The organism is Streptomyces lacrimifluminis (assembly GCF_014646095.1).
Taxonomy (GTDB): Bacteria; Actinomycetota; Actinomycetes; order Streptomycetales; family Streptomycetaceae; genus Streptomyces; species Streptomyces lacrimifluminis.
The window spans coordinates 443,591-457,617 of the sequence record NZ_BMMU01000001.1 but is presented as its reverse complement, the minus strand read 5'-3'; the positions used below and the strand labels follow the sequence as shown (position 1 = coordinate 457,617).

Sequence of the window (14,027 nt, the reverse complement as noted above, 5' to 3'; positions counted from 1 at the left end):
CGCAGGCCGCGCGAAAGCGTCAGCCATGGAGCCGCCGCCGTATCCGGACCTCGGGCAACTCCGGCATCTCCGACAGCTCTGACAGCTCCGGAAACACAGTGACCGGCTGCCCGGCCGCGCCGACCGACCCCGCCACCCCTACTGCCCCTACTGCCCCGGTCCCCGATCCGCCGGTCACCAGATCCACCCCGCTCAGCCAGGGTGCCCGGCGCAGACCGGCCGGCACCGGGAGGTCCGGCCACGGGTCGATGCCGAGGAACATGACGGCCGAGGACTCCAGCGCCGTCAGATCCTTCAGGTTCGGGCAGCGCAGCACCCGCAGCGACCGCAGCGACCGGCATCCACTCAGCTCCGGCAGGGCCGCGAGCGACGGATCGTCCGCGAGGACCAGCGAGCGCAGTCCGGGCAGCCGCGGCAGTGCCTCGGCCAGCCCGTCCACGGGGCCGGTGCAGCGCAGTTCGGCCACGGCGGTGCCGGCCCGGAGCAGAGCGCGCAGCTCCGCGGCCGACCGTGCGCCCGCCCGCCGCACGGCGGGCCGGGGCGGCGGGCTGCCGGCGGACAGCCGGCGCGGCGGCCCGCCCGTCGTCGCGAGAACACTGCGCGGGGTGCCGGTGCCGGCCTCGGCGGTCCTCAACTGGGCCAACAGTTCGCCGAGTTCGGCGGACGGGTGCCGCCCGAGCAGCTCGTCGGCGTCCGCACCCGGCGCATGCGCCAGGTGGTGGGCCGCCAGGAAGGTCCTGACCTCGGGGCCGGGGAAGGCAACGGTGTCGGGCCCCGGCCGGAACACCACGCCCGCGCGGTCGGCGAGCGCGGCCAGCAGCCGCTCGGCCGGGACACCGTCGGAGTCGGCCGGGTCCCGCACCGCGCCGAGCGCGGTCCGCAGCGGAATGCGGGAGCTGTCCAGCCCGAGTGCGGCGACGGCCAGTCGGCCGGAGGCGGCCCTCAGGACGCTGTCGGGCACCCGGTCGGCGGCAGGGCCGGGCACGGGCACGGAAAAGGAGGACGCCCCGGCCGTCTCCTCCCGCCCTCGGCGCCACATCGCGGAGACTCCGGCACGCAGCAGCCGACGCCGCGAAACCGGCCCCGGCCGGCCCGGACCGCTCACCACTCGCAGCAGTGCCGCGGCGGCGGCCGGGCGGCCGGCGACGCCGAGGAGCAGCGGATCGGTGTCGAACCGCCGCAGCAGCGCGCCGAGGACCCGCCGGTCACCGGGGGACGTCGCCACGAGGGAGTCGAGCAGGGTGCGCACCCCGTCCGGGGGCAGGGGTCCGAGGCCGGCGACCCGGAAGGCGTCCCCGAGCCTGTCCCAGGGCACTCCGGTGCCGTTCGTGGCGATCACGCAGGGCGCCTGGGGGTGGGCCCGCAGCAGGCGCAGGAGCCACTCCCACACGGCGGCGCGATTGCCGGTGGGCACCGCGTCCAGGTCGTCGACGGCCAGGAAGGCCCGCCCGGACCGCAGTTGGCGGGCAGCCCAGCCGGCCGGTTCCCGCGGTGCCGCCCGTGGGGCGAGCATCGGCACCATCCCGTCCAGCCGGGGCAGCGCCCCCGACCTCGCCGACAGCACGAACGGTATCCGGCAGCCCCAGGGCGCTCGGCCCGCGTCGGTCCGCCCCGGCACCAGGTCGGCCAGCGCCCTTCCGGCGAGCCTCGCCAGTTCGGTGCTGTGACCGGCCCCCGGCGGCCCGACGAGGAGGATCCGCCGTCCCAGCTCCGGCATCCGCTCGGCGGCCAGGACACGCTCCGGCGGCGACGCGCCACCGTCCGGTCCGGCGCTCCGGGTGGCCCCGGGGCCACGGGCGTTGAGGGTGCGGGCGACCGGTATCGCGGGCAGGACCGGGGTCACCTCCCTGCGGAACTGCTCGGTGAAGGCGGCGTCCTCCGCCGACAGCGCGTCGGGCGCCTCCCCGCCGGACCGGTCGTCCAGCTCGGGCGCCGGGGTCGTCGCCTCGGCCATCGCCGTCATGCGGGCCACGATCGCGTCGAACACCCGGTCAAGCGCGGCGCGGTAGCGCGGGGCCTGCATCGTCATCAGCGCCAGCCCCAGAGAACGGTACTCGGGCAGCTGGTCCGCGGCGAAGGCGTCGGCCGTCGCGACCGGCCCCGGCAGCCGCCGGTCGACCGGCTCCCAGACCAGGGGCAGGGCCGTCTGCGGGGCGACGCCGGTGCGGGCCTGCCCCAGGCTCCGGCGCAGCGCCAGGACCGCCCAGTCGTGCTGGGCGGGACCCTCGTTGAAATACGCCGGACTGCACAGGGCCAGGACGATGTCCGCCGTCTCGACGCCGTACGACCCCTCCTGTCCGCCGGGCGGGAGGGACGGTGGGACGAGGCGGTGGAAACGCGGTCCGTCCGGGGTCTCCAGACGCCGTCTCAGCTCGTCCAGGAATCTCGCGACCCAGGCCTCGTCCCGGCCGTGCGCGTAGCTGACGGCATAGCGGCACACGGGCACCATCTCATCCCCCGGCGTGTGGCTTGCGTACCTGCCTGGTTTCCAGTTTCGCACGAGCCCGGCGGCCGACCGTGGCACAATCCAGGCCATCAACTCGTAACCATTCGGGCTTTATCAGCGAATTGTCAGGTCCCATGCACAACGCGTCCGAAGGGGTATCACCCCTGGGAAAGAAGCAGGCGAATCTGCTCACTGCCATCTTGCGGGGGGTGCCTGTCCTGGGGCCTGGCAAGGAACCCCGCCTCCTGACCGAGGCGGACGTCCGCGCCGCGCTGGCCACCCTGCCGGCGTGTGCCGACGCGCAGGAGACCGGTGAGGTCAACCGGCTGCGTCCCCGCGTGCTCGACGCGATCATCGGGGCCGGGGCCAGACGCTCGGGTTACCTCCAGGGGCTGCCGGGGCACGGAGTCGTTCCCCTCCTGCGGACCGCCGGCGAAGCCGTCCGCGCCCCGCTGGTCCTGCGGATCGTGTACGGCGCCAGCACCACGGTTCCGCTCCGGGCACTCAGCTATGTCCTCCCGGCCGTGTGCATGGCGTCCCGGCTGACCGCCGCGGGCCATCGCGCCCCCCACCTCCAGATCGTGCTCGCCGGTTCCCTCGGCGGCTGGGTCAACGGCCTGTCCGAGCCCGCCGTGGCCGCCGAGACCGACCTGCTCACCCGCTGTCTCGGCCGGCTCCTGTCGTATCTGACGCCGGGCCGTTACGGGGTGTACGGCACGCTTCCGTCGACCGATGTCGTGGCCGCGCTGGGCGACCTGGTGCGGACGCTGTCCCCCGCCCGGCGGGCGGCTGTCGTCGAACGGCTCGCGGGCAAGGGCGGCGCCATCACCGACGAACAGACCCTGCTGTACGCCGCCGCCCATGTCCTGGTGCACGACCGTTCCACCGTCCCGCTCGCCCTGCTCCAGGGCAGCCCCGTCCCGGACGAAGCGAGGGTGATCGACATCGGCAGCCTTCAGGAGCGTCACTTCCACGACGTACGACGCCTGTTCACGGCCGGGCCGGCCGAGGCCGGTGGACCGGGGGCGCTGGTGCTGTCCCGGCACTCGGTTCCGCCGTACACCATGGCCAGGGACGGGGACATCGGACTGCGCGAGTTCCTGGACGGCACGAACGCGCAGGGCAGGCCCGTGGCCTCCGCCGTCCGCCACGATCTGCGGCTGCTGTGGACCGCGCTGGCGCCGGAGGAACTGCGCCGCGTCGTCGCCCTGCCGCAGGACGACCCGCACCGGATGACCGACCTCCGGTACGCCGACCCACGGCAAACCGCCGCTCTCTCGCCGGACGACCTGTACGGAATCGTCGGCGTCCCGCAGGAAGCCCTGCGATGACCACCGGCATCACCCGTCCGGGCACTCCGGCCGCTCCTCTCGGTTCCGACGAACTCCTGGCCCAGTTCCGCGCGTTGGGAATCCGGCCGAAGGACACCGTGCTCGTCCACGCGTCCCTGAGCGCCGTCGGGCCGGTGCACGGGGGTGCGCGGGCCGTCGTCGACTCCCTGCTGGAGGCACTCGGCGCGGACGGCACCCTCGTCGTCTACACGCAGACCCCCGACAACTCCGACCCCTCCCGCTGGCCCGTCACACGCGGGTACGCGGTCCCGGCGAAGGAGTGGCCCCGACTGCGCACGACCCTGCCCGCGTTCGACCCCGAGCGGACCCCGAGCTTCGGAGTCGGCGTCCTGCCGGAGGAGGTGCGCACCCGCCCCGGCGCGCTGCGCAGCGACCACCCGCAGAGTTCGTTCGCCGCTCTGGGCCCGGCCGCCGCACGGATCACCGCCGGGCACGCCCTGGACTGCCACCTGGGCGAGGACTCCCCTCTGGCCCGCCTCGAGGAACTGGACGCCCGCATCCTGCTGTTGGGCGTGGGCTACTCCGTCTGCACCGCCTTCCACCTGGCCGAGTACCGCGTGCCGGGCCAGGGCACCCGCCTCTACGGCTGCGCGGTCGCCGACGGCCCGGAAGGACGGCGCTGGCACCACTACCGCGACGTGGACTTCGACGCGTCGGCCTTCCCGGCACTGGGCGACTCCTACGCGTCACTGCCGGAGCGTCCGGTGACCTCGGGCCGGGTGGGGGCCGCCGACTGCCTGCTGTTCGACCTTGCTCCCGCGGTGGCGTACGCGTCGAAATGGCTGATCGAACACCGGCAGTAGTTGCCGCACCTCACCGCCGTACGACACCAAAGAGCCCCTGCCGGATCTCCCCGGCAGGGGCTCTGAGCTGCGGTGGACCTGTGGGGATTTGAACCCCAGACCCCCTCGATGCGAACGAGGTGCGCTACCAGACTGCGCCACAGGCCCTTGCAACGAGTGAAACTCTAGCATCCCGATCCGGGTGCTCGGAAATCGGTTCCGCGCCGGTCGGTCGAGGTTGTCGCACGCTCCCCCACCTGCCCGTTCCGCTCGTTACTCGTTGGCCGCGCGGGGCCGCTCGCCGTCCTCGTACTGGTCGAACAGCGGTGTACGGACCCGCTCCCGGGACCGCCGGGCGGAGGCCGCGCGGCGCGCGTCGGTGCGGCCGTCCGAGCCCTCCGGGTCCGCCTCCGAGTCGGACTCCGGTCCCTCCGACAGCTCCGCCTCCGTCGCGTCCTCCGTCGTCTCCGGCTCGTCCGCCGACGACTCCGACTCGCGGCCCACCGTGCTGGACCGCGCCGAACTCCAGGCGTCCGGTGCGCCGAGGTCCACGTCGGACGTGGCGCGGGGGGCGACCGGGGCGGTCACGTACGTCGGCAGGGGTACCGGGACGGGGTCCCAGCTGTCGCCGTGGCCCGGGCGGCGCTGGCGTTCGCGCTGCTGGTCGACCCACTCCGCGTGGTCGGTCTGCTCGACGAGCGCACGCCTGTCGGCGGCGAGTGCGGACAGGCCGGGGTCGGTCTCCGGCTCGGGGTGCTCGTCCTGCTCCTCGGGCCCGGGGTCGGTGGACGGCCGGCGCCGGGGCTGGCGCTCACGCAGGCGCTGCGCGGCGAGTTCGGCCTGGCGCCGGTCCATCTGGTAGGTGAAGCGGCGCCGTTCCTGCGTACGCAGATAGGCGATGTATCCGCTCAGCAGGGCCGCCGGGACCGCGGGGGCCCAGAGGAAGGCGAGTCCGCCGACCGCCGCCACGACCGTGCCGAGCGTGAAGGCGAAGAACAGCATCACCGTCGTACGCCGTCGGCGCGCGAGTACCTTCGAGCGCCGAGCGCGCGCGGCGGCTTCCGCCGATGCGTTCGCGCTCCGACGAGCCACCGGTACGCGCTCCCGCTCCCGTTCCCTGGCCGGGGCCGGAGCGGACACCTGTGCGTGCTGCTCCCGCTTCGGCGCCCTGGCCTGTTCGTGCGCCTGGGCCGACGACTGCTCCTGGTGCGCCTGTTCCTGTGCCTGTGCCTGTACCTGGACCTTCGCCTGGGGGCGGGCCGGGGGCACGGCGAAGGCCCGGACGTCCACCGAGTCGGTGACACCCTCCGGGTCTCCGGCGCTGTGCTCCCCCTCGTCGGTGGAGCGCGCCCGCAGGTCCTTGGCGTACCGGCGCTCCATGCCCGCCCGTCCGGACAGGAGCCGGATGGCGGTGCTGAAGCGTTCCGTCGGACGAGCCTCGTTCAGCTCGTCCTGCCTACGGAGCCACATCGGCACCAAGTAGGCGGCCCAGGCCCCGACAATGACTGCGTAGATGAGGCCGCTGCTGCTCACGCCTCACACGGTAGAGGGGTTTCCGTGAGGCCATCTGCCAATTGAGCCGGTGTGTCGCACGATCTGGCTGATATTTCGAGCTTTTTTTGTGATCGATGCGATCAGCGGGTCATCGAGGGCGGGAATTTGACACAACAAGTCGATCGCCACTCGATCGTCGGCCGATCATTTTCGAACACTTATTCAATTTACGCGGGATTCCGCGGCGTGTTCCGGGAGCGTGCCCGCTGCCAGCGGCTCAGCAGCCCCTCCGGTACCTCTTCGGCGGTCAGCGCGAAGACGAGATGGTCGCGCCAGGCCCCGTCGATGTGGAGATAGCGGGGCCTGAGCCCTTCGTCGCGGAATCCGAGTTTCTCCACGACCCGGCGGCTCGGCCCGTTCTCGGGGCGAATGCAGACCTCGACACGGTGCAGTCCGACCGTACGGAAACAGTGGTCGACCGCCAGCGCGACCGCCGTCGGCATCACGCCCCGGCCCGCCACCGCCTCGTCCACCCAGTAGCCGACATGCCCCGAACACATCGAGCCCCAGGTGATGCCGGCGACGGTCAACTGACCGACCAGCTGCCCCTGGTACTCGATGGCGAAGGGCAGCATCCGGCCCGCGTTGGCCTCCGCGCGCAGATGCCGGATCATCTGGCGGTAGGTCGGCCGGTGGGCGATCGGGCCACTGGGCGTCGGCGGCGGGATCGTCGCCTCCCAGGGCCGCAGCCAGTCCCGGTTGCGCCGGTTGATCTCGCGCCAGATCCGCTGGTCGCGCAGCCTGACGGGCCGGAGGACGATGTCGCCGTCCACCAGCTCGACCGGCCAGGACGGGCTGTTCAGCTCGCACCCCCACTGCTGGCGCCGGGTCTGAGGTGATCGCCGCCCCGGATCTGGTCGACCGCGTGTTTCAACAGGGGCTCCAGCACGGCCAGTCCGTCCTTCACCCCGCCGGTGGAGCCCGGCAGATTGACGATCAGTGTCCCGGCCGCGACGCCTGCGAGTCCGCGCGACAGCGCCGACGTCGGCACCTTCTCGCGGCCGAACGCCCGAATGGCCTCGGCGATGCCCGGCACCTCCCGGTCGAGCACCGCGCGGGTCGCTTCCGGGGTGCGGTCGGTGGGCGAGATGCCGGTGCCGCCGGTGGTGACGACGACGTCGTACCCGGCCTCGACACCGGCCCGCAGGGCGTTCTCCACCGGGTCACCGTCGGGCACGACCCACGGTCCGTCGACGGCGAAGCCGAACCTCTCCAGCCCCGCCGCGATCAGGGGACCGCCCTTGTCCTCGTAGACGCCGGCGGCCGCGCGGTTGGACGCGGTCACGACCATGGCGGCGTAGGCCGTGAGCAGCGGGCCCCCGAAATCGAGAGGCAGCATCTGCGTCATGACCTGCTCCAGGTGCCCGACTTCCCGCCGGTTTTCTCCTCCACCCGGACGTCCGTGATGACCGCCCCCTTGTCGACCGCCTTGACCATGTCGATCACGGTGAGCGCGGCGACCGAGACCGCCGTGAGGGCCTCCATCTCGACGCCGGTGCGGTCCGTCGTCTTCACGGTGGCCAGGATCTCGACGGCGTCGTCCGCGACCGACAGGTCCAGTTTCACACCCGACACCGACAACGGGTGGCAGAGCGGGATGAGGTCCGGGGTCCGCTTGGCGCCCATGATGCCCGCGATCCGCGCGGTGGCCAGGGCGTCCCCCTTGGGAACCCCTTCACCGCGCAGCAGCTCGATCACGCGCGGCGAGACAAGGACACGACCGCTGGCGCGGGCGGTGCGCGCGGTCACGTCCTTGGCGGATACGTCGACCATACGGGCGGCGCCCGCCTCGTCGATATGCGTCAGTCGGTCGTCCTGCGTGCTCATGTGCTGCGGCGCTCCCGGTCGGGCCTGTTGTGCGCGACACGGTACTCCCAACCGGCGCCGTTCAGCCGCCCCCGGCCGCCGGTCAGCCGAGCAGCACGACCTCCACCTCGGCGCCGGGCTCCACGGACTCCAGGTCCTCGGGTACGACGATCAGCGCGTCCGCGTGGGCGAGGGCCGCGATCAGGTGGGATCCGGCGCCGCCTACCGGCGTCACCCGGCCGTCCGCGTAGGTACCGCGCAGGAACTGGCGGCGCCCGGCCGGAGAGGTCAGTGCCTTGTCCGTCGCCAGGACCGCCTTCGTCGTGGGCCGGTGGATGTCCGTCACGCCCATCAGGGCACGGATCGCGGGCCGCACGAACAGTTCGAAGGAGACGTACGACGACACCGGGTTGCCCGGCAGGGCCAGCAGCGGGGTGTGGTCGGGGCCGACGGTGCCGAAGCCCTGGGGCTTGCCGGGCTGCATGGCGAGCTTGCGGAAGTCGACGCCCGCGCCGGGCTCGTCCTCGTCGGCGACGTGCGAGAGGGCCTCCTTCACCACGTCGTACGCGCCGACGCTCACGCCTCCGGTGGTGACGACGAGGTCGGCGCGGACGAGCTGGTCCTCGATGGTGGAGCGGAGGGTCTCGGCGTCGTCGGCGACCGCGCCCACGCGGTAGGCGATCGCCCCGGCGTCCCGGGCGGCGGCGGTGAGGGCGAAGCTGTTGGAGTCGTAGATCTGGCCGTGCGCGAGCTTCTGGTCGGGCTGGATCAGCTCGCTGCCGGTGGACATGACGACCACGCGCGGGCGCGGGCGTACGCGTACGGTGCCGCGGCCGATCGCGGCGAGGAGGGCGATCTGCGGCGGGCCGAGGACGGTGCCCTCGGCGAGGGCGCGGTCGCCGGCCCGGACGTCGCTGCCCTGTTCGCGCACGTGCGCGCGTGCCGGTGCCGGGCGGTGCACGCGCACCTGGCCGTAGGCGCCCTCGGGGTCCGCGCTGCGGGCGCGCATCCCGGTGACGGGGCCCTCGCCGAGGCCGCCGTCGGTCCACTCCACGGGGACGACGGTCTCGGCGCCGGGCGGCAGCGGGGCGCCGGTCATGATGCGGGCGGCCTGGCCGGGGCCCACGTGGAGCAGTCCGTCCTGGCCGGCCGCGACGTCCCCGATCACCGTCAGGGCGGCCGGGTACTCCTCGCTCGCGCCCGCGATGTCGGCGACCCGGACCGCGTACCCGTCCATGGAGCTGTTGTCGAACGGCGGCAGGGAGACCTGCACCGTGACGTCCTCGACCAGGACGCAGCCCTGGGCGTCGAGGATCTGCAGCTCGATGGGTTCGAGGGGGCGGACGGTCGCGAGGATGTCCTCCAGGTGCTCGTCCACCGACCACAGGTGGTCGGGGCCGGCGGTGCGGGGCGCGGCGCTGCTCAACGTTGCTACATCTCCTCGGCTACGTAACTGCGAAGCCAGGTCCGGAAGTCCGGGCCCAGGTCCTCACGTTCGCATGCGAGTCTGACAATGGCACGCAGGTAGTCGCCGCGGTCCCCGGTGTCATAGCGACGGCCCTTGAAGACGACGCCGTGCACGGGGCCGCCGACCTTCCCCGCGGCGGTAGCCGCTGATGAATGCGTCTGGGCGAGCTGCTGGAGGGCGTCGGTGAGCTGGATCTCGCCGCCGCGGCCGGGCTCGGTCTGGCGGAGTATGTCGAAGATGTGCGGGTCGAGGACGTAGCGCCCGATGATCGCGTAGCTCGACGGAGCGTCCGCCTGGTCGGGCTTCTCCACCAGGCCGGTCACCCTGACGACGTCGCCGTCATTCGTCGGCTCCACGGCCGCGCAGCCGTACATGTGGATCTGCTCGGGCGCGACCTCCATGAGGGCGATCACGCTGCCGCCGTGCTGCTCCTGGACTTCGACCATGCGCTGGAGCAGGGGGTCGCGGGGGTCGATGAGGTCGTCGCCGAGGAGGACGGCGAAGGGCTCGTGGCCGACGTGCGGGGCCGCGCACAGGACGGCGTGGCCGAGGCCCTTGGGGTCGCCCTGGCGGACGTAGTGCATGGTCGCGAGGTCGCTGGACTCCTGGACCTTGGTGAGTCGCGCGGCGTCACCCTTCTTCTGAAGAGCCGACTCCAGCTCGTAGTTGCGGTCGAAGTGGTCCTCAAGGGCGCGCTTGTTGCGTCCCGTGATCATGAGGACGTCGTCGAGGCCCGCGGACGCGGCCTCCTCGACCACGTACTGGATCGCCGGCTTGTCGACTACCGGCAGCATCTCCTTGGGAGTGGCCTTGGTGGCCGGCAGGAACCGGGTGCCGAGGCCTGCTGCGGGGATGACAGCCTTGCTGATCCTGGGGTGCGACTCAGTCATGTCGGCAACCTTATCCGGAGCCTTTGTACGGATTCCGTGCCGCCGATTAAATGAAGCTCACATCTCCATATGAAGCACATGAGAAGACCGGACGCGATAGTGGGGAGAGCTGGAGAGCCATGGGGGCAGAGCCTGACAAGCGCACGTCGCGGCGGGACCTCCTCGCGGCGAGAGGCGGGCTGACGGCCGCCGACGTCGAGGCGGCGGGGGCCGCCCTGGCCTCCCGCGCGCTCGACCTGCCGGAGCTCGCGCACGCGCGCACGGTGGCCGCTTACGTCTCCGTCGGCACCGAACCCGGCACCCGGGCACTGCTCGACGCCCTCCACGCGCGCGGGGTACGGGTCCTGCTGCCGGTCCTCCTTCCGGACAACGACCTCGACTGGGGCACGTACACCGGGGAGGGGTCCCTGGTGGAGGTGCGGCACGGCGGGCGGACGGCCCTCCTGGAGCCGGCCGGCGACCGCCTCGGAGCGGACGCCGTGACGGACGCCGACGCCGTCCTGCTGCCCGGTCTGGCCGTGGACGGCCTCGGGCTGCGCCTGGGGCGCGGCGGAGGCTCCTACGACCGTGTGCTGGCCCGGCTGGAGCGCTCGGGCGCCGATCCGGCCCTGGTGGTGCTGCTGTACGACTCCGAGGTCGTCCCCCGGGTCCCGGCCGAGCCGCACGACCGGCCGGTGCACGCGGTGGTCACTCCGTCGGGAGTACGCCGCTTCCGCGACCCCTCCTGAAGCGGAACGGTGCTGAGCGGATGCAGATCAGCGCGCTGCGCAAGAAGGCCCTCCACGCGCGCGTGGAGGGCCTTCCCGGGTTACCGCGTGCTCACGGTTTCAGCAGCAGCGTGTCGCTCGTGCTGTCGTCGACCGCCCTGTCCGTGAAGGACCAGTCCAGCAGTTCGCCCTTGACCCACGAACCCGTCTGGTCGGTGTAGTGGTCGCTGAAGGCGTGCCCGGAGGCTCCTGTCAGGTTGATCCACTTCGACTTGTCGAGGTCGCCGAGGTTGACCACCATCCGCATCGACGGCACCCAGACGACGCCGTACCCGCCAGCCGCGTTCCAGCCGGTCGCGTTGACCGTCGCCTCGCCGCCGCCGAGCTTCCAGGGGCCGCGGTTGAGGATGTACTGAACGAACCCGGGGCCCGCGGTGCCCAGGGTCTGGTTCTTCAGGAACAGGCGGTGCAGCCTGCCCCAGCTCCAGGTGTCGATGTCCTTGCCGAGCTTGGCGGTCAGCTCCCAGCGGGCGTCCGACATGGCCCGCGCGAACAGCTGGTCGCGGTTGGTCGCGGCCTTCTCGGTGCGGGTGGCCGGCGTGCTCCACCAGTCGTTGTCCTGGTCGTTGATGAGCTTGCGGACCACCTCGAACCAGCGGTCGCCGCCGTCCGGCTGCGCCTGGTCCGCGTCCCGCTGACCGCACTCGAGCACCCGCTGGTCCGCGTCGGCGGGGCTGGTGGTGTTCACCGGCTTGACGTACAGGCACTGGCCCTTGACCCGCACCTCCTTGGGCAGCTTGTTGCCGAAGGCGAGCTTAAGGATGTTGCGCCAGACCGAGTTGAAGTAGGCCGCCGCGGCCGAGTCGGCGTCCTGGGTGTAGTCCCAGCCCACGAGGAGCTTCTGCGCCTCACGGACGTACTTGTCGTCGACGTCGATGTCCAGCAGCTTGGGCACCAGCAGCTTGGCGATCTCGCTGCTGTTGTCCAGCTGCATCTGGCGCATGTCGTCGGTGGAGATCTTGCCGCCACCCTTGATCTTCGAGGCGATCAGGTCGGCGATGCGCTGGCTGCGGGCGCCGTAGCCCCAGTCCGTGGTGAGGGTGTACGGGTACTTGGCCTTGTCGACGACAGCCTGGTTGGCGGTCACGATGTAGCCGCGCTTGGGGTTGAGCTCGAAGGGCAGCTCGGCCTGCTTGAGGTAGCCGGTCCAGCGGTACCTGGACTCCCAGCCGGGCACCGGGAGCGAACCGTCGTCGCCCGCCGCGCGCGTGGGGATGCGTCCCGGCAACTGGTAGCCGATGTTGCCCTCGGTGTCCGCGTAGACGAGGTTCTGCGACGGCACGTCGAAGGATGCGGCGCCCGCACGGAACTCGGTCCAGTTCGACGCCTTGTCGATCAGGAAGACGGCGTCCATGGAGGTGCCGGGGTCCAGCGCGGTCCAGCGCAGCGCGATGCCGTAGCCGTCACCCCGGTCGGGGGCCGAGGCGTCGACGGTCGCCTTCCGGCCGACCTTGACGAGTTCGTCGTAGCGGTCGGACAGCAGGGGCCCGTTCTCCGTCTCGCGGACGACGATCTTCTTGGACGCGCCGCCGGCGACCTTGATGGTCTCCTCGCGCGTGGTGAACGGCTTCGTCTTCCCGTCGTACAGGTAGCCGTCGCCGGAGAGCTTCTCCAGGTAGAGGTCCGTGACGTCGGCGCCCGAGTTGGTCATGCCCCAGGCGATGTCGGCGTTGTGCCCGATGACCACGCCGGGCATGCCCGCGAAGGTGTACCCGGAGACGTCGTACTGGCACTTGCTGGAGACGCTGCGGCAGTGCAGGCCCATCTGGTACCAGACGGAGGGCAGCGACGGCGACAGGTGCGGGTCGTTGGCCAGCAGCGGTTTTCCGGTGATGGTGTGGGCGCCCGCGACGACCCAGGAGTTCGAGCCGATGCCGTTGCCGTTCACCCCGACGGCCGTCGGGACGTCGTCGAGGACCCGGTAGAGGCCCTCCAGCTGGCTCTGGAAGGCCTCGGCGTCGGCGGCCGAGGTTCCCGTGCCCGAGGACGCGGACTGCGTGCTCGCGGCGCTGCCGCCCTGCACGTACGTCTGCGTCGTGGCATCGTACGCGCCTTCCTGGACGATCGGCTTGTTCCGGCTGTACGGGTACTCCGGGTACAGGTCGGCGATCTGCTGCGGTCCGAGGCGGCTGGTCAGCAGGGAGCGGTCGATCTCGTCCTGCATGTTGCCGCGCAGGTCCCAGGCCATCGCCTTCAGCCACGCGACCGAGTCGACCGGGGTCCACGCCTGCGGCTTGTAGTCGTTCTCGAACCCGAGGGCCGCGTACTCCAGGGAGATGTCCGCGCCGTCCTTGCCCTTCAGGTAGGCGTTGACTCCCTTGGCGTAGGCCTGGAGGTACTTCTTGGTGGCGGCCGACAGGGTCTTGTCGTACTCCTCCTTGGCCACCCGGTCCCAGCCCATGGTGCGCAGGAACTCGTCCTCGTCGACCTGCCCCTCGCCGAACATCTCGGAGAGCCGGCCCGACGTCATGTGCCGGCGTACGTCCATCTCGTAGAACCGGTCCTGCGCCTGGACGTAGCCCTGCGCCATGAACAGGTCCTCGTCGGAGGAGGCGTAGATCTGCGGGATGCCGTAGCTGTCGCGCTTGACGTCGACGGGCCCGGAGAGGCCTTCGAGCGAGATCGAGCCCTTGGTCTGCGGGAAGGAGGCCCGGACCGTACTGACGGACCAGTAGGCGCCGAAGGCGACGCCTCCGATGACGGCCAGAACCAGGACAATCACGAACAGTCGGGCTTTGCGCCCCTTCTTCCTGCCGGACTTGCCGGACTTGTGGCCGGAAGAGCTGGTGGTGGTGGGGGGCATCGCTGTCCTTGCTGTCCTAACGCGAGCGGCAGGCGGTACTGGAGTGCTGGAGCAACCATAGGCGCAGGGCCCGACACGACTTGACGCGGAGTCGGGTACGCGAACGGACGAGCGTTCGATCATGCCTGGGGAAGTGTCAAGAAATCGTCAAGAGTTAGG

Annotated in this window: 11 protein-coding genes and 1 tRNA gene; 3 read left to right on the top strand and 9 right to left on the bottom strand. The window is 71.8% G+C overall.

The genetic code is table 11. The features are described 5' to 3' along the window. Nucleotides 1-19 precede the first annotated feature (19 nt). Complete coding sequence (locus IEY89_RS02155; protein ID WP_229695008.1) at nucleotides 20-2,449, bottom strand: TIR domain-containing protein; 2,430 nt, start codon at nucleotides 2,447-2,449, stop codon at nucleotides 20-22. A gap of 206 nt (nucleotides 2,450-2,655) precedes the next feature. Here IEY89_RS02155 and IEY89_RS02150 point away from each other — a divergent pair, with 206 nt between their 5' ends. Further along, complete coding sequence (locus IEY89_RS02150) at nucleotides 2,656-3,777, top strand: hypothetical protein (protein ID WP_229695007.1); 1,122 nt, start codon at nucleotides 2,656-2,658, stop codon at nucleotides 3,775-3,777. Next, nucleotides 3,774-4,601, top strand: coding sequence for an AAC(3) family N-acetyltransferase (locus tag IEY89_RS02145; RefSeq protein WP_189145465.1), 828 nt, complete (start codon nucleotides 3,774-3,776; stop codon nucleotides 4,599-4,601). Before IEY89_RS02150 ends, IEY89_RS02145 begins: the two co-directional genes overlap by 4 nt. 73 nt (nucleotides 4,602-4,674) lie before the next feature. Here IEY89_RS02145 and IEY89_RS02140 read toward each other — a convergent pair. From IEY89_RS02140 to galU, 7 genes are all read right to left on the bottom strand, one after another. Further along, a tRNA-Ala gene (locus tag IEY89_RS02140) sits at nucleotides 4,675-4,748 on the bottom strand. Between the two features lie 105 nt (nucleotides 4,749-4,853). Continuing rightward, nucleotides 4,854-6,113 (bottom strand): divisome protein SepX/GlpR, encoded by a 1,260-nt coding sequence (gene sepX, locus IEY89_RS02135; protein ID WP_189145464.1) that lies wholly within the window; start codon nucleotides 6,111-6,113, stop codon nucleotides 4,854-4,856. Nucleotides 6,114-6,301: 188 nt separating this feature from the next. After that, nucleotides 6,302-6,907: a GNAT family N-acetyltransferase gene (locus tag IEY89_RS02130; protein WP_189145463.1), complete on the bottom strand. Its 606-nt coding sequence runs from the start codon at nucleotides 6,905-6,907 to the stop codon at nucleotides 6,302-6,304. 26 nt (nucleotides 6,908-6,933) lie between these two features. Then, nucleotides 6,934-7,473 carry a MogA/MoaB family molybdenum cofactor biosynthesis protein gene (locus tag IEY89_RS02125; protein WP_373287180.1) on the bottom strand — a complete coding sequence of 180 codons (540 nt, stop codon included), beginning with the start codon at nucleotides 7,471-7,473 and terminating at the stop codon, nucleotides 6,934-6,936. Between the two features lie 5 nt (nucleotides 7,474-7,478). Then, the gene (gene moaC, locus IEY89_RS02120) at nucleotides 7,479-7,961 is read right to left on the bottom strand and encodes a cyclic pyranopterin monophosphate synthase MoaC (RefSeq protein WP_164409875.1); all 483 of its coding nucleotides are present in this window, start codon (nucleotides 7,959-7,961) and stop codon (nucleotides 7,479-7,481) included. Between the two features lie 82 nt (nucleotides 7,962-8,043). Next, entirely contained in the window at nucleotides 8,044-9,366 is a 1,323-nt protein-coding gene (gene glp / locus IEY89_RS02115; RefSeq protein ID WP_189145461.1) for a molybdotransferase-like divisome protein Glp, read from the bottom strand. Nucleotides 9,367-9,371: 5 nt separating this feature from the next. Beyond that, nucleotides 9,372-10,298, bottom strand: a complete 927-nt coding sequence (gene galU, locus IEY89_RS02110) for a UTP--glucose-1-phosphate uridylyltransferase GalU (RefSeq protein WP_189145460.1) — start codon at nucleotides 10,296-10,298, stop codon at nucleotides 9,372-9,374. A gap of 119 nt (nucleotides 10,299-10,417) precedes the next feature. Between galU and IEY89_RS02105 the strand changes: the two genes are divergently transcribed. Continuing rightward, on the top strand, nucleotides 10,418-11,026 hold the full coding sequence (locus tag IEY89_RS02105) for a 5-formyltetrahydrofolate cyclo-ligase (protein WP_189145459.1): 609 nt from the start codon (nucleotides 10,418-10,420) through the stop codon (nucleotides 11,024-11,026). 91 nt (nucleotides 11,027-11,117) lie between these two features. Here the strand turns inward: IEY89_RS02105 and IEY89_RS02100 are convergent, their stop codons facing one another. After that, nucleotides 11,118-13,868 carry a penicillin acylase family protein gene (locus tag IEY89_RS02100; protein WP_189145458.1) on the bottom strand — a complete coding sequence of 917 codons (2,751 nt, stop codon included), beginning with the start codon at nucleotides 13,866-13,868 and terminating at the stop codon, nucleotides 11,118-11,120. Between the last annotated feature and the right edge of the window lie 159 nt (nucleotides 13,869-14,027).

Bases quoted from the DNA above. Each gene is read 5' to 3' on its own strand.
- IEY89_RS02100 (WP_189145458.1), bottom strand. From the start codon at position 13,868: ATGCCCCCCACCACCACCAGCTCTTCCGGCCACAAGTCCGGCAAGTCC.
- IEY89_RS02105 (WP_189145459.1), top strand. From the start codon at position 10,418: ATGGGGGCAGAGCCTGACAAGCGCACGTCGCGGCGGGACCTCCTCGCG.
- IEY89_RS02125 (WP_373287180.1), bottom strand. From the start codon at position 7,473: ATGCTGCCTCTCGATTTCGGGGGCCCGCTGCTCACGGCCTACGCCGCC.
- moaC (WP_164409875.1), bottom strand. From the start codon at position 7,961: ATGAGCACGCAGGACGACCGACTGACGCATATCGACGAGGCGGGCGCC.
- IEY89_RS02145 (WP_189145465.1), top strand. From the start codon at position 3,774: ATGACCACCGGCATCACCCGTCCGGGCACTCCGGCCGCTCCTCTCGGT.
- galU (WP_189145460.1), bottom strand. From the start codon at position 10,298: ATGACTGAGTCGCACCCCAGGATCAGCAAGGCTGTCATCCCCGCAGCA.
- IEY89_RS02155 (WP_229695008.1), bottom strand. From the start codon at position 2,449: ATGGTGCCCGTGTGCCGCTATGCCGTCAGCTACGCGCACGGCCGGGAC.